The sequence below is a fragment of the Novosphingobium sp. GV079 genome, from assembly GCF_003058045.1.
In the GTDB taxonomy this organism is placed as follows: Bacteria; Pseudomonadota; Alphaproteobacteria; order Sphingomonadales; family Sphingomonadaceae; genus Novosphingobium; species Novosphingobium capsulatum.
In genome coordinates, this window is the sequence record NZ_QBUE01000001.1 from 106,435 (window position 1) to 130,437 (window position 24,003).

The 24,003-nt window shown below is 67.1% G+C and carries 20 protein-coding genes; 14 read left to right on the top strand and 6 right to left on the bottom strand.

Features of this window, described 5'->3' with window-relative positions:
• Positions 1 to 214: 214 nt before the first annotated feature.
• Both C8K14_RS00440 and C8K14_RS00445 read left to right on the top strand, forming a co-directional pair.
• Positions 215 to 1,882 carry an ATP-binding cassette domain-containing protein gene (locus tag C8K14_RS00440; protein ID WP_107715260.1) on the top strand — a complete coding sequence of 556 codons (1,668 nt, stop codon included), beginning with the start codon at positions 215 to 217 and terminating at the stop codon, positions 1,880 to 1,882.
• Positions 1,879 to 3,450, top strand: a complete 1,572-nt coding sequence (locus tag C8K14_RS00445; protein WP_107715261.1) for an ATP-binding cassette domain-containing protein — start codon at positions 1,879 to 1,881, stop codon at positions 3,448 to 3,450. Before C8K14_RS00440 ends, C8K14_RS00445 begins: the two co-directional genes overlap by 4 nt.
• A 2-nt stretch (positions 3,451 to 3,452) precedes the next feature.
• Here C8K14_RS00445 and C8K14_RS00450 read toward each other — a convergent pair whose 3' ends face one another.
• The 3 genes from C8K14_RS00450 to C8K14_RS00460 all read right to left on the bottom strand — a co-directional run bounded on the left by C8K14_RS00450 (position 3,453) and on the right by C8K14_RS00460 (position 6,892).
• The gene (locus C8K14_RS00450) at positions 3,453 to 3,881 is read right to left on the bottom strand and encodes a hypothetical protein (RefSeq protein ID WP_062784264.1); all 429 of its coding nucleotides are present in this window, start codon (positions 3,879 to 3,881) and stop codon (positions 3,453 to 3,455) included.
• An 86-nt stretch (positions 3,882 to 3,967) separates the two neighbouring features.
• Positions 3,968 to 4,312, bottom strand: coding sequence for a helix-turn-helix transcriptional regulator (locus C8K14_RS00455; protein WP_062784262.1), 345 nt, complete (start codon positions 4,310 to 4,312; stop codon positions 3,968 to 3,970).
• 153 nt (positions 4,313 to 4,465) lie between these two features.
• Entirely contained in the window at positions 4,466 to 6,892 is a 2,427-nt protein-coding gene (locus C8K14_RS00460; protein WP_107715457.1) for a TonB-dependent receptor, read from the bottom strand.
• 179 nt (positions 6,893 to 7,071) lie between these two features.
• On the opposite strand from C8K14_RS00460, the gene C8K14_RS00465 reads away from it, so the two are divergent.
• Positions 7,072 to 8,736, top strand: a complete 1,665-nt coding sequence (locus C8K14_RS00465) for a histidine kinase (protein WP_158271839.1) — start codon at positions 7,072 to 7,074, stop codon at positions 8,734 to 8,736.
• Positions 8,733 to 9,371: a response regulator transcription factor gene (locus C8K14_RS00470; protein WP_062784258.1), complete on the top strand. Its 639-nt coding sequence runs from the start codon at positions 8,733 to 8,735 to the stop codon at positions 9,369 to 9,371. The genes C8K14_RS00465 and C8K14_RS00470 overlap by 4 nt, the downstream gene beginning before the upstream one ends.
• A gap of 494 nt (positions 9,372 to 9,865) precedes the next feature.
• On the opposite strand, the gene C8K14_RS00475 is transcribed toward C8K14_RS00470, so the two are convergent.
• On the bottom strand, positions 9,866 to 11,461 hold the full coding sequence (locus C8K14_RS00475) for a PAS domain-containing hybrid sensor histidine kinase/response regulator (RefSeq protein WP_233250853.1): 1,596 nt from the start codon (positions 11,459 to 11,461) through the stop codon (positions 9,866 to 9,868).
• 703 nt (positions 11,462 to 12,164) lie between these two features.
• On the bottom strand, positions 12,165 to 12,863 hold the full coding sequence (locus C8K14_RS00480; RefSeq protein WP_062784330.1) for a hypothetical protein: 699 nt from the start codon (positions 12,861 to 12,863) through the stop codon (positions 12,165 to 12,167).
• 266 nt (positions 12,864 to 13,129) lie between these two features.
• Here C8K14_RS00480 and C8K14_RS00485 point away from each other — a divergent pair, with 266 nt between their 5' ends.
• From C8K14_RS00485 to C8K14_RS22545, 5 genes are all read left to right on the top strand, one after another.
• On the top strand, positions 13,130 to 14,137 hold the full coding sequence (locus C8K14_RS00485) for an MBL fold metallo-hydrolase (RefSeq protein ID WP_107715264.1): 1,008 nt from the start codon (positions 13,130 to 13,132) through the stop codon (positions 14,135 to 14,137).
• 288 nt (positions 14,138 to 14,425) lie between these two features.
• Entirely contained in the window at positions 14,426 to 15,628 is a 1,203-nt protein-coding gene (locus C8K14_RS00490; protein ID WP_028658115.1) for an AAA family ATPase, read from the top strand.
• Positions 15,629 to 15,692: 64 nt separating this feature from the next.
• Positions 15,693 to 16,871, top strand: coding sequence for a ParB/RepB/Spo0J family partition protein (locus C8K14_RS00495; protein WP_107715265.1), 1,179 nt, complete (start codon positions 15,693 to 15,695; stop codon positions 16,869 to 16,871).
• Between the two features lie 283 nt (positions 16,872 to 17,154).
• Positions 17,155 to 18,414, top strand: a complete 1,260-nt coding sequence (locus C8K14_RS00500) for a replication initiator protein A (RefSeq protein WP_107715266.1) — start codon at positions 17,155 to 17,157, stop codon at positions 18,412 to 18,414.
• 553 nt (positions 18,415 to 18,967) lie between these two features.
• Positions 18,968 to 19,159: a hypothetical protein gene (locus tag C8K14_RS22545; protein WP_133726734.1), complete on the top strand. Its 192-nt coding sequence runs from the start codon at positions 18,968 to 18,970 to the stop codon at positions 19,157 to 19,159.
• 346 nt (positions 19,160 to 19,505) lie between these two features.
• On the opposite strand, the gene C8K14_RS00505 is transcribed toward C8K14_RS22545, so the two are convergent.
• Positions 19,506 to 19,883 carry a copper resistance protein CopC gene (locus C8K14_RS00505; RefSeq protein WP_107715458.1) on the bottom strand — a complete coding sequence of 126 codons (378 nt, stop codon included), beginning with the start codon at positions 19,881 to 19,883 and terminating at the stop codon, positions 19,506 to 19,508.
• A 160-nt stretch (positions 19,884 to 20,043) separates the two neighbouring features.
• Between C8K14_RS00505 and C8K14_RS00510 the strand changes: the two genes are divergently transcribed.
• The 5 genes from C8K14_RS00510 to C8K14_RS00530 are packed head-to-tail and all read left to right on the top strand — an operon-like array spanning position 20,044 to position 23,998.
• Positions 20,044 to 20,349: a hypothetical protein gene (locus C8K14_RS00510; protein WP_107715267.1), complete on the top strand. Its 306-nt coding sequence runs from the start codon at positions 20,044 to 20,046 to the stop codon at positions 20,347 to 20,349.
• Positions 20,349 to 20,807: a periplasmic heavy metal sensor gene (locus C8K14_RS00515; RefSeq protein WP_107715268.1), complete on the top strand. Its 459-nt coding sequence runs from the start codon at positions 20,349 to 20,351 to the stop codon at positions 20,805 to 20,807. Before C8K14_RS00510 ends, C8K14_RS00515 begins: the two co-directional genes overlap by 1 nt.
• A 14-nt stretch (positions 20,808 to 20,821) precedes the next feature.
• On the top strand, positions 20,822 to 21,400 hold the full coding sequence (locus C8K14_RS00520; protein ID WP_233250822.1) for an RNA polymerase sigma factor: 579 nt from the start codon (positions 20,822 to 20,824) through the stop codon (positions 21,398 to 21,400).
• Positions 21,401 to 21,404: 4 nt separating this feature from the next.
• Positions 21,405 to 23,189, top strand: coding sequence for a copper resistance system multicopper oxidase (locus tag C8K14_RS00525; RefSeq protein ID WP_233250823.1), 1,785 nt, complete (start codon positions 21,405 to 21,407; stop codon positions 23,187 to 23,189).
• Positions 23,186 to 23,998, top strand: coding sequence for a copper resistance protein B (locus C8K14_RS00530; protein WP_107715270.1), 813 nt, complete (start codon positions 23,186 to 23,188; stop codon positions 23,996 to 23,998). Before C8K14_RS00525 ends, C8K14_RS00530 begins: the two co-directional genes overlap by 4 nt.
• Positions 23,999 to 24,003 lie beyond the last annotated feature (5 nt).

Below are 24,003 nucleotides of genomic sequence, written 5' to 3' on the forward strand. Positions count from 1 at the left end.
GGCGGCAGGCCACACGATCGGGAGAAGCCCTGCCAAAAGCGCGACAGGGGCACGCCACCGCCCTTAGCCCCCGCTGCGCCGCAGCATTTTGACGGCGATCAATCCAGCGCCGGTTTAATTGGCGCAAACGCCGATTACGAAAAGGAAAACCGGGCAAAACGCGGGTTTCCTCGAATCGATTACCGTTTATATCACGATTTCCTGTTATAAGAAGATGGACAGATTGTCTCACAAGGCCGCACCTGCCCGCGATTCCCGCCCGGCGACCCGCCCTCCGCGCAACCCGCGCCCCACCGCCTGGTGGCTGGCTGACAGCGCCGGTGCCATTCCGGTTGCGGCGGGCCTGGCCTGGGCGGTGGCGTCGCGCGCCGATGGCGCGCTGCCGGCCTGGCCGGCGGCCACGCTGCTGCTCGCGGGTGGCGCCTGGCGCGCCCTGGCGCTGGCCCGCGCGCGGCTGACCGGGCAGGCCGCTGCGACGCGGTTCCAAGACGGCCTGCGCCAGCGGCTGTGGCCGGCGCTACTGCCCAGCCGCACCGCGCGCGCGGCGCTGGTGGGTGAAGACGTGCACCTGGCGGTCGATACCGTCGATCGCACCGAAGGGCTGGTCGCGCGGTTCCTGCCGTTGCGCGGGGCCAGCGCGCTGGGGCCGCTGCTGATCGCCCTGGCCGTCGCGCCGGCCAGCTGGGTTTCGGCCGCCATCATGCTGGCCACGCTGGTGCCCTTCGTGTTCGGGCTGATCCTGGCCGGGGGTATGGCGGCACGCCGCGCGCAGGCGCAGCATCGCGCGCTGGAGCGTGCCTCGGGCCTGTTCGTCGATCGCATCGCCCATCTGCCGCTGATCCTGGCATCCGGCGCGGAAGAGCGCATCGGTCGGCAACTGGCCATGGCGACGCAGGATGTGGCGCGGCGCACGATGGGCGTGCTGGCAGTGGCCTTTGCCTCCAACGCCATTCTCGAATTCTTCGCGGCGCTCTGCGTGGCGCTGGTCGCGGTCTATTGCGGCTTTGCCCTGCTCGGCCTGCTGCCGTTCCCCGCGCCTGAGCATCTCACCCTGGCGCGCGCGTTCTATACCCTGGCATTGGCGCCCGAATTCTATCTCGGCATGCGGCGCCTGGCCGCCGCCTATCACGACAAGCAGACCGGCGAGGCGGCATTGGCGGCGATCGACCAGGCGCTGGCCCATGCCGCGCCGATCGCGGAACGGCCAGCGCAACCGGCAACGGCAACGCCGCGCCACCTGCACGGCGCCGATGTGGTGATCGCCTATCCCGATGGCACGCGGATCGGCCCGCTCACCTGGGATTGGCGTGGGCCGGGCCTTCATGCCGTGACCGGCGCCACCGGCAGCGGCAAATCCTCGCTCCTGCTTGCCTTGACCGGGCAGGCGCCGTTGGCCGAAGGGCAGATCGTGGCAGACGGGGCACCCTGGCCTGGCGACGCGGCCATTGCCCTGATCGGCTGGGCCGGGCAGGCAGTGTCGCTGCTGCCGGGCACCCTCGCCAGCAACCTGCTGCTCGGGCGCACGGGCGCGCAGCCCGATGACGCCGCGATAGCCGATCTTCTGGCGCAGCTTGGTCTGGGCCCGATGCTGGCGCGGCGCGGCGGCCTTGCCATGGCGATCGATCATCGCGGTGCCGGGCTTTCCGGCGGAGAGCGGCGGCGCATTGGCCTCGCCCGCGCGATCCTGTCGGGCCGGCCGATCCTGCTGCTGGACGAGCCCACCGCCGATCTCGACCCCGCCAGCGCGGCGGCGGTGCGCGCCGTACTGGCCCGCTGCGCGCAAGACCGCCTGGTGGTGGCCGCCACCCATGATGCCGATCTGGCCACCCTGGCACAGACCTGCTGCGCGGTTGACGCGCCCGCCGCCAGGAACGCGGCATGATCGCGCTGCTGCAAGCGCCGCTTGCCCGCCAGCGCGGCGTGTTGCGCGCGGCCATGGCCTGCGCGATCATAGCTGCGCTCGCCGGGGTGGGCCTGCTCGCCACCGCTGGCTGGTTCCTGGCGGGCGCAGCGCTGGCGGGCTTGGGTGGGCCAGCGGCGGTCACCGCGTTCAACTATCTCCTGCCCAGCGCGGGCATTCGTGCCGCCGCGATCGGCCGCACTGCCAGCCGCTATGGCGAACGCATGCTGGGCCACCGCGCCGCGCTGTTTGCCCTGGCAGAAGTGCGCGCCGGCCTGTTTGCCCGCATTGCACAGGCGGCGCTTTCCGGGCGCGAGGCCGGGCGCAGCGGGGAAATGGCGGCGCGCTTTGGCCGCGATGTCGATCTGCTGGAAGACGCCGCGATCCGCCGTGTCTCCCGCGTAGGGGCGTGGGCGGCCGCAATCGTCGCGTTGGCCTGCGCGCTGGCGCTGGGCGTGGCGGCGCTGATCGTGCTGGCCGCGGGCCTGGCAGCCATGCGCGTAGCCGGCCCGGCGATGGCCACGCGCCTGTTGCCCGCGCGCCAGGCCGAGCGCGCCCGCGCCCATGCCGCACTGGCCGCCGATTATGCCGAAATGGCCGCACCGGCGATCGATATCGCCGTCTATGGCCTGGCCCCCGCCCTGGCCGAGGCGCTGCACGAGCGCGCCACTGCGCAATGCCGGGCGCACCACGCCGTGGCCCAGGCCGAAGCCTGGCTTGCTGCCATACAGGCGCTGATCGCGGCGGTGACGCTGGCGGCGATCGTGCTGATGGCCCAAGGCACCGCGCCGCTGCTGGCCCTCGCCCTCCTGGCGGCCATGGCCGCGCTGGAGCCGTGGAGCGCACTGGCCGCGCACGATGCCAATGCGCCCGATACCCGCCTGGCGCAGGAACGCCTGGAACAGGCGGGCGCCACCCTGGCCACGGCGCAGCCCGCGCCAGTGCTGGCGGCGCGGCCCACGCTGACCATTGCCGGCACCACCCTGGCACCCGGGGCGCGGGTGCTGATCGCCGGGCCATCGGGCGCGGGCAAGACGCGGCTGGTCGAAACGCTGGCTGGCCTGCGCGATGATGCGCCACAGGCGCTGGCGATCGACGGGCACGATCCGCGCGACCTGGGCCTGGCAGCGGTGCGGCCGGCCATTGCGCTGATGCCCCAGGCAGCGCCGCTGATCGCGGGTACCGTGGCCGATAATCTCGCCCTGGCGCGGCCCGGCATCGATCGCGCCGCGATGCAGGCCGCGCTGCACGTGGCCTGTGCCGATGACGTGGTGGCCGCCCTGCCCCACGGTCTCGACCAGTGGCTGGGCGGCGATGGCGCGCGCCTGTCGGGTGGGCAGCGCCGGCGCATTGCCCTGGCGCGGGCGCTGCTGTCAGGCCGCCCCTGGCTCGTGCTCGACGAGCCGAGCGAGGGGCTGGACCTGGCGACCGAGGCGCGGCTGCACCAGCGCCTGGCCGCCTGGCTGGATCAGACCGGCACCGGCCTGCTGCTGGTCAGCCATCGCCCGGCGATGGCCAGCCTGGCGCAACAGGCCATTGCGCTCGGCTGACCTTACCAGCCACGCCCGCCCCAGCCGCCGCCTTGATGGGCCGAGGCGTTGATCCAGCCTTCGATGCGGTCATAGCGCATGGCGATGCGGTTGACCGAGCGCCAGTCACCCTCGCCGCATTCATTGCGCTGGCGCCCTTCGAGATCGTCGATCGCATCGTGGATGCGGCCGGCCTGGCGCGGATCGATATCGCCTTCGTCCACCTCGTGGCGCAGGCGCGCTTCCAGGCCATGGGCGCGCTGGCCCGAACAGATGAAAGCCATGCGGCGGCCCTGCCAGTCGCCACCGCCGCCGTAATAGCCGCCGCCATAGCCCTGCCCCCCATAGCCCTGGTTATATCCGCCCCAGGCCTGGGCCTGGGCGGTTTGCGCGGCCGTGCCGCCAATGGTCAGCGCGGCGGCCATGATGGCGGCAATGCGAATGGTCTTCATCTTGTGTCTCCCACCTCGGGTCTTGTCGTCCCGGAAGACACGCTATGACGCGGCCGCTGCCGCAAACTTGAACTGGCTGTCGTCTCTCATTCAGAATGTTGCTGGGCAGAATGTTGCTGGCTGATCGCGCCAGCTTCGCACATCACGCACATCGCGTGGATCAGGCCCGAAACCACCGGGTCCTTCAGGCTGTACCAGCGCACCTGCGCCTCGCTGCGCACGGCGACGACGTCTTCGCCGCGCAGCAGCGCCAGGTGCTGCGATACGCCCGATTGCGACAGCCCGGTCAGCGCCACCAGTTCGGTCACGCTCACCTCGCCCTCGTCCATCCGGCACAGCATCAGCAGCCGCTCGGGATGGCTCATCACCTTGAGACGGCCGGCCATGTGCGCGGCATTGGCCTTGAGCTGGGAAAGATCGGTCGGTTTCATCGCACCTCCCGAAATAGGGCAAACCGCCCGCACGGCAAGACACCGCCGGAATTTGGCGCGATTCTGCCCAAACGGGCTGGAAAACGGGCAAAAAAAAGCGGGCAGTCCACGGTGGAACTGCCCGCCCAGTGAGGGCTCGGAATTTCGTTGTGATCAGAAGCTGATGGCGATCTCGCCGCCAAAGGTGCGGGGCGGGTTGAAGTTGCCATAATCGCCCAGCACCGCATCGTTGGCGCCCGAACGGCGATAGATGTAGGTGGTGTTGAACAGGTTGCGGCTCCAGGCCGAGAACGTCGCCTTGGCGCTGCCATTGAGCGGCACCGAGGCCAGCGCGATGCGGCCGTTGACCACGAAGCTGGAGTCGGTCTTCACCGATTCGTTCTGGAAGCTGTACTGCGGATCGGCATAGTTGGCATCGAGGTGCACGCGCAGTTCGCTGCCATTGGCATTGACCGGCAGGGCATAGTCGATCGCGCCCGACGCCGCGTTGGCCGGCGTATAGACCACATAGACCTGATAGAGCTGGTTGTTGAGGAACGGGTTCGCCGTCGCCGGAATGTGGGTATAGGTATAGGCGTAAGACGCGCTCAGCGTCAGGCCCTCGGCTGCCTGCACCGTCAGGTCGGCTTCCACGCCGCGAATGCGCGAGGTGCCCGGCGCGTTGCGGGTTTCCTCGGTGTGGAGGTTGAACGTCGGGTTGGGCAGGCCATTGTCGAGATAGGGCCGCGTATCGACGTTGTCGAAATCGGTCTGGGTGCCGGTGCGGTCCATCATGTAGCCCGCCAGGTTCAGGCGCACGCGGTGGTCCATCAGGTCCATCTTGGTGCCGATTTCATAGGCCTTGACCGCTTCGGGGCCGAACGCGGCAAAGGTCTGCGAACGGTCGTTGGCGCCACCGGCGCGATAGCCGGTCGAATACTTGGCATAGGCGTGGATATTGTCGGTCAGGTCAAACGCGGCCACGACCAGCGGATCAAAGCGGCTGACGCTTTCGTGGAACTGATAGTTGGTTGCCGCGCCCTGCACGAGATAGAGCGTGCCGTCGCGCTTGTCGTGGGTATAGCGGCCGCCCACGGTCAGGTGCAGCTTGTCGCCCAGCGCATCGGGAGTGAACGTCGCCTGGCCAAACGCGGCATAGCTCTTGGCAAAGGCCTGGCTGGCGCGCTGCAGGAACTGCTGCCCGATCGCCCAGCCCTGGTTGGACGAGGTGACGGGGCCGACCACGGTTTCGCTGTTGATGGTATAGCCGGTGCCATCGACGTTCCAGGTGTTGGACGAGGGCGTCGATGCCTGTTCCTGGGCGCGTTCGTTGAAGTAATAGGCGCCCAGCACGTAATCCACCTGCGGCAGGCTGCCGACGAGCTGGAGTTCCTGGCTGAACTGGCGCTGGTTGAGATACGAGAGGCTGTAGCGCGAGAAGCCGGTGTTGGGCGCAAAGATCGTACGCGCGGCGCCGCCTGAGTTGTCCCACTGCTCGGTCGAAACCGTGCGCCATGCCGTGATCGAGCGCAGCTGCATGTGCGGCGCCACGTCATAGTTGAGGTGCAGCGAGGTACCTTCGGTGCGGTCGACGCTGGGCTGCTGCGGCACGCCGATCGGCGCCACCTTGACCCGGTTGTCACCGGTGGGCGTCATCAGCGACGAAAGCGGCGCGATGCACGAGGAGCATGCCGAGGTGGTGCCGGGCGCCACCAGGATATACTTGCCGTTGCCATTGGGATTCTGGATGTACTGGCCAACCGTGCGCCCCTGCGGGTTGTAGGTGATCAGCTGGCTGTAGTTCGGGGTGTTTTCGTCCTTGGCCTTGTCATAGGAAACGATCGCCGAGAAACCGGGCATCGGCGTCCACTTGGCCGAGATGCGCCCACCGGTGCGATCATACTGGTTCCAGCCGGCCTGGCCCGCCAGTGGGTTCTTTACCGTGGGGTCCTGGTGCTGCTGCACGCCGTCGATCTTGATGGCGATGTTGTTGAATTCGGGCAGGTCGAGGTGGCCTTCCACGGTGTGGCTGCCGAAATTGCCCACGCCTGCCGAAAAGCGGCCGTCAAACTGGCCGGTCGGGTCCTTGGTCACGATGCTGACCGCGCCGCCTTCGGTGTTGCGGCCAAACAGCGTGCCCTGCGGGCCTTTCAGCACTTCGATGCGCTGCACGTCGAACAGCGCGGCATTGAGGCCCTGCGAGCGGGCAAGATAGACGCCGTCGATATAGACGCCCACGCCAGTGTCGCGCGCGGTCTGGTTCTGGTCGAACGGCACGATGCCGCGAATGCCCACGGTCAGCGCCGATTGGCGCGCTTCGAACGTGGCGACGCGCAAGGACGGTACGCCGCCATCGGCGAGGTCGATCAGGCTCTGCACGTGGCGGTCCTTGATGAGCTGGTCGCTCACCACCGAGATCGCCACCGGGGTCTTCTGCAGGTTGGTCTCGCGCTTGGTTGCGGTGACCACGATTTCAGAGAGGCGCGAACCGCTATCGGCGCTGGCCGATGCATCGGGCGCGGCTTCAGCGGCTGCGGGCGCAGCGGCCGGTGCTTCGGCAGCATGCGCCACACCGGCGTTGAGCCAGGCAAGCACCATCATCGACGAGGCCAGGGCGGCCTTGGGGTAAGTCACTGTGCACTCCTCCGCAACGAGTCTGTATCTTTCGTTACGGGGCCAGTACCCATCGATAATTGCACTTGTGTGACAGACCATCACAATCACGCCGCGTCTTGACCACCGGCTTTGAACCGCGCGGCGATCGTGGCATGGAGGCCGCCATGACCGGGGCCACATCACCACACCATGGCATGGGCGCTGCTGGCGTGCGCTCGCGCTCCGGGCTGTTTCTTGCCGCGATTCGGGCATTGATCGCGTGCCTGTTCACGCTGTGGCTGTGGATCGCGCCGCCCCATGCCGTGCTCGGCGGCACGCAGCCGGCGTTCCTGTTCGAAGGCTATCTGGTCTTTGCCCTGGTCATGCTGGCCATCGCCTGGCGCAGCTGGTGGTTCGAATTTCGCCTCGGCGGCGTGGCCTTTTTCATCGATGCGCTGACCATGCTGATCGGGCTCGCCGCGACAGAAGCCGTCACGTTCGATTTCTTCAGCGCGTTCATGACGTTCTACGCGTTCCTCACGCTCACCTCGCTGGCGCGATGGAGCCGGCGCAACGCCATGCTGGCAGCCGTGGGGCTGGCGCTCTGTTTTCTCGTGGCGGGGCTGGCGGTCGATTGGGCCGGCGTGCCGATCGATACCACCAAGTTCCTGCGGCGGCTGAGTACGCTGGGCGTGCTGTCGCTGCTGCTCGCCTGGTTTGTCCAGGGGCGGCAGCGCCCCGCCCTGCCGCGCCTTGACCCGGCGGATTCGCTGCCTGGGGACGCGGGCGACGACGCCGTGCTGCCGGCCCAGGTCCTGGCCTATGCCATGGGCCTGTGCCAGGCGCAGGGCGGCCTCCTGGCCTGGGCCGCCACGGCAGAACCACATCCCCGCGTCCATGCCGCCGGCAGTGCGGCGCGGCCTGCCGCCATCCCGCCCCTGCCCCCGCCGCAGGCCACGCCGATGCTGTTCGATCGCACGCGCGGGCGGGCCTTGTGCCTTACCGCATCAGGCCGCCTGGTGGCGCGCAGCCACCCCGAGTGGCCCGCCCTGGTGATGGCCGGCCCGGAAGACGAAGGCCTCTCGATCCCGCTGTCCGGGCGCACCGGGCGCGGGCAGCTCGTGCTCTATGGCATGCCCGGCCTCAATGCCGATGACCTGTTCCTCGCCCAGGCCCTCGCCCGCGAAGTGGCCGCCGCGCTGGACGACGAGGAAGCCCGCGCCCTCGCCCGCGAAGTGGCCATGGCCCGCTTGCGCGGCCAGATCGCCACCGACCTGCACGACAGCGTGGTGCAGACACTGGCCGGCGCGCGCTTTCGCCTGGAAGCGCTGCGGCTGGACCAGGGGGAAAACCCCGCCACGCCCGCCAGCCACGCCATTGCCGAAATCTGCGAGAGCGTCGCGGGCGAGCAGGACCACGTGCGCGCCATCATCGCGCAGTTGCGGCACGGGCAGATTCTGCCCGGCCAGCGCGATATCCATGCCGAAATCGCTGCGCTGGCGCGCCAGTTGGCGCGCCACTGGCACGTGGCCATCTCGCCCACGCCAGCGCCCGCACCGCTGCCGGTATCCACCGCGCTGGTCTATGAATGCCAGCACCTGGTGCGCGAGGGCGTCGCCAATGCCGTGCGCCATGGCCAGGCGCGCAGCATCACCATCGATCTTGCCGAACGCGATGGCGCGCTGTGCCTGGCGATCGGCGATGATGGCCAAGGCTTTGCCGGGCCGCCGCCCCATGCCCTGCCCGCCTCGCTCGCCACGCGTGCCGCCGCACTGGGCGGTTCGTTTGCGCTGGAAACGCGTGCCGGCCACACTTGCTTGCTTTTCACTCTGCCGCTGGACCTGTCATGACCCGCATTCTCGTTGCCGACGATCACGCCTTCCTGCGCGCCGGGCTGGAACAGGTGCTGGGCCGCCTGGGACACGAGATCGTTGCCTCGGTCGGTGATGGCGCGGCTGCGCTTGCCGCCATTGCCCAGACCCGGCCCGATCTGGCGATCGTCGATCTGCGCATGCCCGCGCCCGATGGCGTGGGCGTTCTCTCCGCGCTGCGCGATGCCGGCGACGCCTTGCCCGTGCTGATCCTGGCGGCCGAACTCGACGATGCCAGCCTGGTGGCGGCAGTGCAACGCGGGGTCAATGCCATCGTCCTCAAGCATGCCCCGCCCGGCGCACTGCAAGCGGCGATCACCGCCGTCATGGCCGGAGAGCGCGCCATTGCCATGGACCTGATGGAGCGCGCCTTTGCCGCCGCCACGCGCCCTGCGGCCACGGGCGAAGACGCCATGGCCGCCTTGTCCGATCGCGACCGCCAGATTGCCGAGGGCGTCGCCGCCGGCCTGCGCAACCGCGATATCGCCGATAGCCTGGGCGTGACCGAGGGCACGGTAAAAATCAACCTCCACCGCCTCTATGACCGCCTCGGGGTGGCCAACCGCACCGAACTGGCGCTGCTGGTCAAGACCGGAGCCCACCCGCGCCCGTGATCTTGGGCGCATGGGCAAATGCCGGTGGGTGCATACGCACACTTGCTGACATGGGATTGCTCATGCATTTAACTGCCAATGCACAAACGGAAACCCCTGCGCTCCGACTACGTTTTTCAGATTGTCAGCGTCTTCCTTACATTTTCCATCGTGGTTTTTGCGAGAAAGCAAGGCTGGTCATGGCCGCTTTCATTCGCTTTCTTGATCGCTGTTTCAATACCCGTCGGTTTCGCTCTGGCATGGTTGAAGCGCCACTTACAAATGCGACGGCGTAAAGTCGGCTAACCACACTTCTAGCCCATTCCCTCGTCATTCCCGCGAAGGCGGGAATCCAGTTGCGGGGTGCTGGCAAAAACTGGGCATCTGTCTTTCTCGCGCAGCAGTCGCTGGATTCCCGCCTTCGCGGGAATGACGGAGTTGGAGATGGCAAAGGCGAATTCCCGCCAATCTCGTTCATCTCCACAGCTGCAAATTCGCCCACACCTGCCCGCGCCTCAGCCGTCCTCACGCCCAGTCAACATCGTGCGCACGCGCTGTTCCAGATCGCCCACGGCAAAGGGCTTGGTCAGGATTTGCATCCCCGGCTCCAGATGGCCACTGCCGATGATCGCGTTCTCGGCATAGCCGGTGATGAAAAGCACCGGCGTGGCGGGCCGGTGGCTGCGTGCGGCGTCGACCATCTGGCGGCCGTTCATGCCGCCGGGCAGGCCCACGTCGGTCACCAGCATGTCGATCGGCGCATCCGATTGCAGGATCTTGAGCCCCTGCGCGCCGTCTTCGGCTTCCAGCACATGATGGCCCATGTCTTCCAGCGCGGTCACCACCAGCATGCGCACCAGCGGCTCGTCATCCACCACCAGCACGGTGCCTTGCCCCGGCGCCGGCGCGAGATCGGAAGCCGACGTGAAGTGCCCGCTCAGCTCGCCCTGCGCCTGTTCCGCGCCGTAATAGCGCGGCAGGTAGATGCACACCGTGGTGCCGCTGCCTTCCTCCGAATAAATCCGCGCGTGGCCGCCCGATTGCTTGGCAAAGCCATAGATCATCGACAGGCCCAGCCCCGTGCCCTGCCCCAGCGGCTTGGTGGTGAAGAACGGATCGAACGCCTTGGCGATGACATCGGCCGACATGCCCACGCCAGTGTCAGAGACGCACAGCGAGAGATACTGGCCCGGCGGAATTTCGTGGGCGTCGGCGCTGCGTGCATCGAACCAGCGATTGGCCGTCTCGATCGTGATGCGGCCGCCATCGGGCATGGCGTCGCGGGCGTTGAGACACAGGTTGAGCAGCGCGTTTTCCAGCTGGCTGGCATCGACCAGCGCGGTCCACAGCCCCGCCGCCCCGACGCATTCCACCGCAATCGCCGGCCCCACCGTGCGCCGCACCAGATCGGCCATGCCGTTGATCAGATCGTTGATGTCGGTCGGCCGGGGATCGAGCGTCTGGCGCCGCGAAAAGGCCAGCAGGCGATGGGTCAGTGCAGCAGCACGGCGACCGGCCGCTTGGGCCATGGCCAGATACTTCTCCACCTCGGCAAAGCGGCCTTGGGCGAGGCGCGTGCCGATCATTTCCAGCGAGCCGGAAATGCCCGCCAGCAGATTGTTGAAATCGTGCGCCAAGCCGCCGGTCAGCTGGCCGACGGCTTCCATCTTCTGGGCCTGGCGCAGCTGTTCCTCGGCGTGCATCAGTTCCGCGGTGCGATCGGCCACGCGCTGTTCCAGCGTATCGGTCAGGCGGCGTAGTTCGTCGGTCACGCGGTCGCGCTCGGCCTCCACCGCGCGCCGCGCCTCCAGGTCCAGCAGCACGCCGGGAAAACGCCGGGCCTGGCCCTGCGCATCGGCTTCCACCCGGCCCACCGCCTCGACCCAGGCATAGCGGCCCTCGTGGCCCCTGACGCGGTATTGGTGGCGATAGTGCCCCAGATCGGCCAGGCATGCGGCAATCGCGGCATCGACACCGGGCTTGTCGTCGGGGTGCACGGCCTCGAGCAGGCGATCGATGGTATAGCTCACCGGGTCAGCGCTGGGCGGCAAGCCGAATACGCCGGCAAAGCCTTCATCCACGGCCACCTGCCCGTTCGGGATGTCCCACATCCAGGTGCCGATGATCGCGCCAGCGGCAAGCGCCAGTTGCACCCGCTGCACGTTGTCGCGCGCCAGGGCCTCGCTCCGCCGCAGCGCCGCCTCCTGCGCCTTGCGCGCGGTAATATCGCGGAACAGCACGGAAACCTGGCGATTGCTGGCCGGCCCGACGCGCCGCGCCGATACTTCGATAAAGCGCTCGGCGGTCACGAACTCGCGCTCGAACCGCACCGGCTCGCCGCTGCGCAGCACCTCGCCATAAAGCGCCAGCCAGCCATCGGCCTCGGCCGGAGCGATATCGCGTAGCGTCTTGCCGACAATGCCGGCAATGCCGGTATGGCGCTCATAGCCGCTGTTGGCCTCGATATGGCGATAGTCGCTCATCGGGCCATGCGGGCCATCAAAGAACTCGATGATGCAAAAACCGTCGTCGATCGCCTCGAACAGCGCCTGGCGGTGGGCATCGGCGGCATCGGCGGCATCGCCCGACACCACGCCGGCCTGCCGCAACCGCAGCACTTCTGCCTCCAGTTCCGCGCGGGAAAGAGTCTCGAGTGCCGGTTGATTCACGGTGTTTCCCTGCTTGCCTGGTGTTGGTCACGACAAGGGCAAGATAGGCCCCCGCCAGCGCAACGCACCGCTGGCGGAAACGTGCCCAACCTTTCGGAAAGAAGGAATTTAATCCGGCAGCTGGATCAGGCCGGGCGCGCTTTCGTCAATCGCGGCGGCAGAACCACAGGCAGTGCTCATCTTCCTTGGCGCCTTCATAGGCCGGGACGAACTCCACTTCCACATCGAACCCGGTATCGCAAAGCACACGCGTGAACTGCCCATCGGGATCGGCCGACCAGATCGCCAGGATGCCGCCGGGGCGCAACGCCGCATAGGCCGCGGTCAGGCCCGGCGCGGCATAGAGCCGGTCGTTCTGCTTCTGCACAAAGCCATCGGGGCCATTGTCGACGTCGAGCAGGATCGCATCATAGGCGCCGCGCCCTTGCGCGATCACGTCGTGCACATCGCCCAGCGTCACGCTCACCCGCGGATCATCCAGCTTGCCGGCCATGACGTGAGCCAGCGGCCCGCGCGCCCACGTCAGGATTTCGGGCACCAGTTCGGCCACCTGGATGCGCGCCTTGGGGCCCCAGGCATCGAGCGCGGCGCCCAGGGTAAAGCCCATGCCCAGCCCGCCGATCAGCACCGCGGCATCGTGGCGGCCCAGGCGCTGCGCAGTCATCAGCGCTAGCGCCTCTTCCGAAACATGGTCGGTATTGCCCATCAGCTCTTCATCATCGAGCTCGATCGAAAAGCTGTCGCCGCTCTGCAGCAGAAGCAGTTCGCCGCCATCGGGCAGGCGCGCCTTGTCGATAAGGCGGATCGTCTCGTCCCGCACCGGGGCAAGCGTGGTCTGGACCAAGAAATATTCCAATCGCGGCAACGACCCGGCCCGGGGCGAGTGGCAGCACGCAGCCATCCACCGGGGCGAGCATGAGGGGGGAAATGCCACCCCGCAAGAAACAAGGCACGGCACCGACGCAATGCCAGTCCATACCGACTTGGCCCTGCATTGCAATGCCGGGTAATGGCAATCGGGCGCCCGCCCCCTGGAAATCGCGGCAGGCCGTTCCCAATTGCCAGGTCCCTTGTCCAACTCCGCCGGTTTCCCCGCCGCGAAAGGGCTTCATGCCGCGCAATCCCTATTACCATGGCCCGATCAGCGATCATTTCGATGGGCTGCGCTTCCGCAACCTGGCCGGCGAGCCGGAAACCGACCGCAGCCTGGGCGATGTGCTGCGCTGGCGGCGCAGCGCGCCGCGCCATGCCTGGCCGCGCCATGTGCCGGTGGTGCCAGCCCATCCCGAAATGGCCGTCGCCGGCCTGCGCGTGACCATGATAGGCCATGCCACAGTGCTGATCCAGGTCGACGGGCTCAACATCCTGACCGATCCGGTCTGGGCGGTGCGCGCCAGCCCGGTCAGCTTTGCCGGCCCGCGCCGCGTGACGGCGCCCGGCGTCGCCTTGGCCGATCTGCCGCCGATCCATGCCGTGCTGCTCTCGCACAACCATTATGATCATCTTGACGTGGCCACGCTCAAGGCCCTGCACCGCGCCCACGCGCCGCTGATCATCACGCCGCTGGGCAACGATCGCATCGTGCGCCGCCACATCCGCCACGCACGCCTGGCGCCGCTCGATTGGGAGCAAGCCCACCCGCTCGATGCCGCCGGGCAGGCCCTGGCGCATCTCGTGCCGGCGCTGCACTGGTCCTCCCGCTCGCCACGCGATCGCCGCATGGCGCTGTGGGGCGGGTTCATGATCCAGGCATCGGGGCGCACGATCTATTTCGCGGGCGATACCGGCTATGGCACGGGCGCGATCTTTCGCCAGCTACGCCAGCAGTTTGGCCCGGTCGATTGCGCGCTGCTGCCGATCGGCGCCTATGATCCGCGGTGGTTCATGGCGGCGCAGCATACCAATCCGGCCGAAGCGGTGCAGATCATGCACGATCTCGACGCGCAATGGGCGCTCGGCATCCATTGGGGCACGTTCAAGCTGACCGACGAACCGCGCCATGATCCCCTGCGCCAGCTCGATGCCGCGCTGGCCGCGCAAGGCGTGGCACCGGGCCGGTTTCGCGCGCTCCATCCCGGTGACGCGATCGACATTCCGCCACGCGGGCCGCTGCCGTGATTCTCGCCCAGGCGCCCCGCCGATGCGCCCCCCGGCCGGCAAATTCGACCGTTCGCCAAAAGCTTGCTTGAACGAGCGAGCGCCGGTGCATCCGTTCGATTTTCATAAATAGCGCTTAATATCAGATAGATAAATGGATATCGCAAAAGCATGCCGAACGGCGCCCAAGCCGGTCAAGGGATGCATGCTGCGGTCTTTTTGCGCGCGCGAGAGATTGCCAAGCCACGCGTTGCTCAATTGAATGAAATTTGCTATGCATACCCATCAACAGCTTCAAACGGGCGAATGATGGCTGATAGCAGTGCAATCGTGGGGCAAATCGGCGATCTGGCCCAGGCCGGCGAACGAATGATCGAGCGCCTGCGGCGCAAGGCCTTTCTGCCCGAAAGCCGCAAGGGACTCAACGTGCGCTTTGGCATTGCCGAAGCCGCGCAGCTGATGGGCTGTTCCACCAACCGCATCCGCATGGCCGAGGACGATGGGCGCCTGCCGCCCCCGCCGTCGGGCGACAATGGCCGGCGCATTGGCTATGGCGTGCAGGAAATGCTCCACATGCGCGAAGTGCTGGGCGCCATGCCCACGCGCGGGCCGCACGACGTGCCGGCGATGATCGCGGTGCAGAATTTCAAGGGCGGCGTGGGCAAGTCCACCGTGACCACTCACCTGGCTCACTATTTCGCGGTGCAGGGCTATCGCGTGCTGGTGGTCGATTGCGACAGCCAGGCGACCACCACCACGCTGTTCGGCTTCAACCCGCATTTCAACATCACGCGCGAGGAAACGCTCTACCCCTACCTGTCGATCGACCCGACCCAGGCCGATCTGCTCTATGCGGTCAAGCGTACGCCCTGGCCCAATGTCGATCTGATTCCGTCGAACCTTGAACTGTTCGACGTGGAATACGAACTGGCCGCGGCCGGCGCCGATGGCCAATCGGTGCTGGCGGCGCGGTTTCGCAAGCTCAAGCAGGGGCTGCTCGATCTGGCGCGCGATTATGATGTGGTGATCCTCGATCCGCCGCCCGCACTCGGCACGATCTCGCTCGCGGTGATGCAGGCGGCCAATGCGCTGCTCGTGCCGCTGGCCGCCACCACGCCCGATTTCTGCTCCACCGTGCAGTTCCTCTCGATGATGGACCAGGTTATCGCGCAGCTGGTTGAAGCGGGAATTGCCGTGGATTATCAGTTTGTTCGCCTGATCTGCTCCAAGTTTGACGGCAACGACCCCAGCCACGCCATGGTGCGCACCATCATGGAGCAGACCTTTGGCCCGGCGCTCCTGCCCGTTCCCATCCTGGAAAGCGCGGAAATCAGCCACGCCGCCCTGCGCATGATGACGATCTACGAACTGGAAAAGCCGATCGGCACAGCCAAGACCCACAAGCGCTGCCGCGCCAACCTCGACGAGGCGCTGGGCCAGCTCGAACAGCTGGTGCGCGCGGGCTGGGGTCGCGTTGCCCCGGCGCGGGAAGAGGATGTGCTTCATGCCTGATCACGCCGCCCGCCGCTGCGCCGCTTCCCTCCCCTCGTTCCCGCCCTTCGCAAGGTTCTAAGCCATGGCGCGCAAGCAATCCGATTACCTCGCCGCGCTGCTGGCGGAAGACGAAGAAACGCCAGACACCGCCCCTGCGCCGGTGGTGATCGACAACACGCCCGCGCCGCGTCCATCCGGCGTGGCGGACGAACCAGCGCCCGTGCCGGCCGCGCAGGCCAAGCCTGCCCCGACGCCGCCTGTGTCCCCTGCCCCGGCCTCCCCACCGCGCCAGGCCGCGCCAGGCCTTGGCCCGTTGCGCGGCACCACGCTGCTCAACCGCGAAAGCGCGCTGGCCCGCGTCGCCAGCGGCGAAGTGCGCCAGGTCACGCAATTGCTGCTCGATCCCGCGCGGGTGCGGGTATGGGCAGGCAATGCCCGGTCCTATGCGCATCTGAGCGAGGAATCCTGCCGCGAACTGATCGATTCGATCATCGCCGAAGGCGGCCAGAAAGTGCCCGCCGTGGTGCGCCGCATCGAAAACGATCCGGCCTATGATTACGAGGTCATCGCCGGCACGCGGCGCCATTGGTCGATCGCCTGGCTGCGCGCCAATTCCTATCCCCAGTTCCAGTTCCTGGCCCAGGTGGCCCAGCTCGATGACGAAGCGGCTTTCCGCCTCGCCGATCTGGAAAACCGCGCCCGCAAGGACGTGTCTGACCTGGAACGCGCGCGCAACTATGCGCTCGCGCTCAAGGACCATTACGGCAACCACCTCACGCGGATGGCAGAAAGGCTAAAACTTTCAAAGGGTTGGCTATCAAAGATGCTGCGCGTCGCAACGATCCCCGATGCCATTGTCGCCGCCTTTGCCTCCCCCGCCGATGTCCAGCTCAAGCCCGGCTATGCCCTTGCCCAGGCGCTGGATGACAAGAACGCCCAGGTCGCCATCCTCAAGGAAGCGCGACAACTTGCGCGGGAGCAGGACGCCGCCCGCAGCACTGGCCGGCCGACGGTGCCCTCCCCCGAAGTGCTCAAGCGCCTGCTGGCTGCGCCCACGGCCGGCAACAGCCCATCGGGCCCGCTGTTCAGCTGGGACGCGCCGATGAGCGGCCGCCGCGCCGTATCGGTGCTGTCGGCCGGGCGCCAGGGCGTGACGATCAAGCTGCACAACGGCACTGGCGCCACTACCGAAGACCTAATCGAAGGAGTGCGCGCCGCGCTCGACGCACTCGAAGCCCAAGGCAAGGGCATGCAGCGGTGAGGCCATCGTTTCCCCGTTTCCCCGGGGAAACACCGCCCCTTCCCTGGCACCCCCCTCCCCTGGCGAACGGCGCGCGCAGCGTGCCGTTCGCTGACGCATGTGTTATCCCGCAAACCTCGCGTGACGCGTTCCGTCCGCCGCCAGTGCTTGGCGCGCTGACGATCGTGCGCGTCGCCCTCCACACGTTTCATCGCCACCGCATCTTGCCCCGGGCTGGCCCACGCCAGTACCGGTTGGCGGTGTTGTCACCCGCCCTTCCCTCCTCCCCTCACTCCGGCATCGCATGACTCGCAGCAAACCTTCCGTCAGCAGCGAACGCTTTGACGTCTTCCTGCCCTACGTGGCCGACATGCCCTTGCGCGATCAGCGCGAGATGATGGAGCGCCCGTTCTTTTCGCTGGCCAAGACCAAGCGCACCAAGCCGATCGATTACACCAGCCCCGATGGCAAGCTATGGGTCCACGTCTCGGGCAATCCCGATTATGGCATGGCCACGATCTGGGACGCTGACATCCTGATCTACTGTGCCAGCGTTCTGGCCGACATGGTACGGCGCGGGGTCAACGATGTGCCGCGCAAGCTCACCATTATGCCCTATGACCTGCTGCGCGCGATCGGGCGCCCCACCACCGGCCGCGCCTACGAATTGCTTGGCCAGGCGCTCGATCGCCTGGTTGCCACCACGATCAAGACCAACATCCGCGCCGAAAACCGCCGCGAGGCCACGTTCTCTTGGCTCGATGGCTGGACCCAGTTGGTGGACGAGCGCACCGAACGCTCCAAGGGCATGACGCTGGAGCTGTCCAATTGGTTCTGGGAAGGCGTGATGATGCAGGGCGGCGTTCTGGCGATCGATCGCGCCTACTTCAACATCACCGGCGGGCGCGAGCGCTGGCTCTACAAAGTGGCGCGCAAGCATGCCGGTGGCGCGGGCGAGGAAGGCTTTGCCATCGCCATGCCCACGCTGTTCGAGAAATCCGGGGCAGAAGGCGAATATCGCCGTTTCAAATTCGAGATTCTCAAGCTGGCGGAAAAGGACGCCCTCCCCGGCTATGCGCTGAGCGTTGAAGCGGGCAAGGCCGGCGAGCCGCTGCTGCGCATGCGCCGCGTCGATGGCAAGGATGGCGCCGAAGTCGTTTCCCCGGGGAAACGACCTGCCCCCCTGCCCGCAGTCACTGCCGCACCTTCACCCGCACCTGCGCCAGCAGCTCCGCTCGTGGCCCACACTTCGCCAGCCAAGCCGGCATCGCGCAATGCGGATCATGTAGCGCCTTCCGTGCCAGCACCCGTGACCGTCGACGCACGCAGCCTAATCCGCTCGACCATCGCCGGCCTCAGCCACGCCGCCACGCGCGGTTTCATGACCGATGAAACCTTGGCGCACTTGCGTGAAACCTGCCCGGGCTGGGACTTCCAGGCGCTCCATGCCGAGTTTGAACGCTGGGTTTCGGCCGACCCCGCGCGCACCCCGGCCGACTGGCAGCGCGCCTTCATCGGCTGGGCCAAGCGCCATCACGAAAAGCACCGCCACACCCTGCGCTGACCAGCGCCGCCCGCTCCGTGCCCCATGCGCACGGAGCGGGCCCCAGCGCGACACCGTGATCGCGCTTTACCTCCACCATTACGAACGACGCTAATCCAGCCTCGGGTAATCCTGCAGGTGCGTTGGCCTGAGTCGCAGCGATTTGCACACCTGCCGTCAGACGTTTGATGACAGGAAGGGGCGGGGGAGGGGAGGGGAGGGGAGCAGTACCAAGGCAGCGCCCCCCTATGTCATCACTTGCGTCACCCCGGACGTGATCCGGGGTCCAGCTTTCTGCCTTCGCCCGGTTCGTCTTTAGCGACGCGCGGGATAAGCCATCCACACAGCATGACAGCAATGCAAGTGCGGTTGGCGGCGTTCGCAAAACTCACCAATGCTCAAATGCCGTTCTCGAAAGAACGTGTCGCGTGCTGTTGCATGCAACCGCCGTTCGCGAAGTGTCGTGCGCGGTTGGTCCTCTCGTCACACCGGTGAAATCATCCACAGCGATTGAACGTTCAAAGCACTGCGTTCCCGAAAAGAAATTCAATCCGCCGCGGTTACCGCCCGCCTGATGGCAAAGATCGACCCTTCGGGAACAGCAAAACGCGTGTTTCGATCCTTTAGGAACGGCCTTTCGATCCATCGGGAACGGGGGATCGATCCTTTGGGAACGATGCTTCGATCCATCGGGAACGGAACGTCGATCTATCAGGAACAGCGCATTGCAGGCGAATCGCGAAACTCTGGCGATTCGCGCGAGTGAGCGCGGCGCTTAACTTGTCTAACGACTCTAAACAGGATCTAACCCGCTAGAAGTGTCTTTTGACGAGTTGAAATGGGGGAAGGGCGCAAGGCGCCACCGCATGTCGATCAAACCTGCGTGAGCCCACGGACTGAACGCATTCATACGGTCAGCGATAGACGCGGGTGCCGAGCCGGAACTGGGCGCTATCAGAATTATCCATTCTTTTTAGAACGATAGCCTGAATTTGAGCCGCGCAGAGCCGCAAACGTATTTCGGCCGGCTTTGCGCGAAAAGGGAGCAAAACCGGCCGAAGTAGGAAATCTCATGTTTTTCAGCGGCTTGAAGAGGCCTTTGCGCCAGTTTCCTATTTCACCGTGAAACTGTAGCTGCCATCGGCACTTTCGCCCGTGCTGGAGCCGGCATGCCAGGTCAGGCGATAGGTGCCGGCCGGTAGGGCGCGGGGGAGGGTAACCTTGAGGGTCTTGCCCTCCTCAGCAAGGGCGGTGGCAAAGCCGGTGACCTTCATCGGTTGGTGGTTGGCCATGCCGGGCATCGCGGTCATCACCAGAGCAAGCGAGGAGGGCGGCACGGCCACCGCCTCGGTAAAGGACAGCGTGATGACCGTTGGCGCGCTGACCACCGCATCAGCCGAGGGGCTGGCGGCGGTCAATGCCGGTTGGGCAAGAGCAGGGGCGGCAGCGCAGAACGCGACAAGCGCAAGGGGAAGGGCAGCATGGCGCATGAACATCGACGATCCTTTCGAAACGGGGCTGCCCTCTGATACGCAGCGCTGATCCTCACCCCTTGGCCGATGTGCAAAAAAATGTGGCGACGGGATGAGGGGCAAGCAACTCCGGTGCGTATGAGGGGCAGGCAGGGCAAGGACAGGAGAAGCGCGGGCAATGGGCAGTGTGGAGCAAGGGCTGGCCGGGCTGCGCCATGCAGCGGCCAGGCGGGCAGACGGCGTGGCGGATTGGGCGGCGCTGGAACAGGCGGTGATCGGCGGGCTGCACCGTCATCAGGCACGCGTGCAGGCACGGCGGCAACTGGCCTGGACCGGGGCGCTGGCGCTGGTGGTTGGCCTGGCGGGCGGAGTGGCCCAGCAGCCCTGGCATGCCTTTGGCCCGCGTCATGAGCCTGCCAGGCTGGTGAGCCCCCTGGCCTTGCCCGCACAGGCGCCCTCGGTTGTGCTGATGGGGGCGGGGTGATGGGCGCCCGCCAGATGGTGTTTGTGGCCCTGCTGGCCTTTGCAGCGGCCCTGGCAGGGGTGGGGGTGGGGCGCATGCTGTTTAAGCCCGCGCAGCCTGCGGAAAACGCCTTTCACACGCTGATCCACCGCGATCTGGCGCTCGATGCCGGGCAGGAACAGGCCATGGCGCGCCTGGAGGCCGATTATGCCGCCGCGCAGGCCCGTTATGGCGCGCAGATGGCGCAGGATAACCGCGATCTGGCCCAGGCGATCGTTGCCGAGCGCGGCTATGGCCCGCGCGTGGCCGCGGCGGTAGATCGCTCGCATGCGGCCATGGGCATGTTGCAGAAGGAAACCCTGCAGCACCTGTTTGCCATGCGCGCGCTGCTGCGCCCCGATCAGCAGGCGCGGTTCGACCAGGCGATGGTGGCGGCCCTGATGCAATCCCCTGCGTCCAGCGCTTCGCAGCGGCCCTGAGCGGCCGCGCGGCGGTGCGTGATGACCCTCTGGACGAGGCCGATGATGCCGCCCTGGTGCGCGCCGCGCTGGTGGGCGACGAGCAGGCCTATCGCCAGCTCATGGCGCGTCACCGCGCCGTGGTGCATCGCGTGGCCTGGGCGCAGACCGGACAGGCCGATGCCGCGCTCGACGTGACGCAGGATACGTTCATCGCCGCCTTTGCCGCGCTGCGCCGCTATGATCCGGCGCGGCCGCTGGCGGCGTGGCTGGCGCGCATTGCCCTGAACAAGGGGCGCGACTGGCGGCGGCGGCAGGCGGTGCGGCGGCTATTTCTGGGCTGGCGCGGGCAGGGCGAGGCCGCCGTAGAGCACGTGCCGGACAGCGCACCAGGGCCGGAGCGCGAAGCGGCGGGGCGTGCCGATCTGGCACGCATGACGCGGGCGATCGATACCCTACCGCAACCGCTGCGCGAGGCGATCGTGCTGCATGGCGTGGAAGGGATGCCGCAGCGCGAGGTTGCCATGATGTTGGATGTTAGCGAAAAGACAATTGAAACAAGAGTTTACCGCGCAAGAAAGAAGCTTGCACAACAGCTTGGCGAAAAGGACTGATAGAGTGGATCGGCGCACGATTTTGGCGGGACTGGCTGGAGCCGGGCTGGGCGGTGTTTTGCCCGATCTGGCACGCGCGCGCACCGCCATGGCTGGCATGATGCCGGGCATGGCCGAGGGGGCGATGGGCGCGCCAGCAACCGCGCTGTCGGGTGATCTGATCGAACTGGTGATCGACCAAGCCACCGTGCGCGTCGGGGGGCGCAGCGGCCATGCGATCACTGTCAACGGCACCACGCCGGGGCCGATGATCCGCCTGCGCGAAGGGCAGCAGGTGTGCCTGCGCGTGCACAACCGCCTGAGCGAGGATACCTCGATCCACTGGCACGGACTGCTGGTGCCTTTCCAGTTCGATGGGGTGCCAGGCATCAGCTATCCCGGCATTGCCCCGGGGCAGAGCTTTGACCACGTGTTTACCGTGCGCCAGGCAGGAACCTATTGGTATCACGGGCATAGCGGGATGCAGGAGGCGATGGGCCTGTTTGGCCCGATCGTGATCGACCCGGCCGTGCCCACCACTGAGACGGCGCACGAGCATGTGATCATGCTGCACGATTGGACCGACGTGCATCCGCACGTGCTGCTCAAGCGGTTGAAGCAGCAGGGCGGGTTCTACAATCGGCAGCAGCAGACCCTGGCGGGCTTGCTGGCCGGCCGCGACCAGCCCCTGGGCGAGCGCCTGAACTGGGGCCGCATGCGCATGGACCCGACCGACATCGCCGATGTGACCGGATCGACCTATACCTATTGCATCAACGGGCACGACAGCGCGGCGAACTGGACCGGGGCGTTTGTGCCGGGCGAGGCGGTGCGGCTGCGCGTGATCAATGCCGCGGCGATGACCAATTTCAACCTGCGGTTGCCGGGCGTGCCGATGCGCGTGGTGGCGGCCGATGGGCAGGATGTGGTGCCGGTGGACACCGATGAATTGCAGATTGGCATTGCCGAGACCTATGACGTGCTGGTGCAGCCAAAATCCGCGCAACCCGTTGCGATCATTGCTGAAGCGATCGATCGATCGGGGCAGTGCCGGGCGACGCTGGCGCCACTGGGCGCGCCTGCGGGCACGGCAGCGCCGATCCCGCCGCTGCGCGCGCGGCCGCTGTTGACCATGCGTGACATGGGCATGGGCGCCATGGACATGACGGGCATGGACATGGCCGCCGGCACGCTGGACCTTTCGGCACCGATGCCGGCGCCGGGGCAGGGCGGGCATGCCATGCACGGTGGCCATGGCGGGATGAAGATGCGGGACAAGTCCCTCGCGCCGCCGGGCATGCGCCTGGGGCCGGGGGTGGCGACGCTGTCTGCCGCGCCGGCCGATCGCCTGGCGGATCGGCCCACCGGGCTGGAAGACGTGGACCATCGCGTGCTGACCTATGCCGATCTCAAGGCCGCCGTACCGCGCCCGCAGGCGCCGCCCACGCGCAACCTGGATGTGCACCTGACGGCCAATATGGAACGGTACATGTGGTCGTTCGACGGGGTGAAGCTGAGCGAGAACCCCGCGCCCCTGGCGTTCCGCGCTGGGGAGCGGGTGCGGGTGACGCTGATCAACGACACGATGATGCCCCATCCCATTCATATCCATGGCCATTTCTTTGACCTGGTGAACGGTGCGGGCGAGGCGGCGCCGCGCAAGCACACGGTCAACTTGCTGCCCGGTGGCAAGGCGAGTTTCGACCTGACCGCCGATGCTTTGGGCGATTGGGCGTTTCACTGCCACATGCTATTGCACATGCATGCCGGCATGTTTCGCATGGTGACCGTGCGCGAGCAGGCGGCATGAGCCGGCGCGGTCTGGCCATCGCGCTGGCGGTGGTGATGAGCGGCACCGGCGTGGCGCGGGCCCAGGACGCTGCGGCTCCGCCGCCGCCGCCGAGCGATCATGCCGCCGATGCCCTGTTCGATCCGCAGGCGATGGCGCGCGCGCGGGCGGCCCTGGTGCACGAGAACGGCGGCATGGCGGTGAGCCAGGTGATGATCGACCAGCTGGAGACGCGCGGCGGCGGCGATTATGCCTGGGAAGCCAAGGGCTGGTGGGGTGGGGACAGCGACCGCCTGGCGCTGGAATCGCGCGGGGAAGGGGCCTTTGCCGGGCGGGTGGACCGTGCCGAGGTGCAGGCAGGCTGGCTGCATGCACTGGACCCGTGGTTCAACATGCGCGCCGGGGTGAAGCAGGATCTGGACCGGGGCCTGCTGGGCACGGGCCAGCGGCGCACCCATGCCGCGCTGACGATCGAAGGGCTGGCGCCCTATTGGTTTGACGTGGAAGGATCGGTTTTCTTGTCGACGCGGGGCGAGCTGACCGGCCGGGCCGAGGCCAGCTATGACCAGCGCTTGACCCAGCGCCTGGTGGTGCAGCCGCGCCTGGAAATGGATTGGGCGGCGCAAAGCCTGCCCGATCTGGGCGAGGGCGCGGGGATCAACCGCATCGAGAGCGGGCTGCGCCTGCGCTATGAAATCAAGCGCAATTTCGTGCCTTATGTAGGTCTGGGCTGGGAACGCAGCCTGGGCGGCAGCGCACGTGCGGCGCGTTCGGTGGGAGCGCGCGCCAGCGCCGTGCGCGCGCTGGCCGGAGTGCGCTTGTGGTGGTGAGGGCG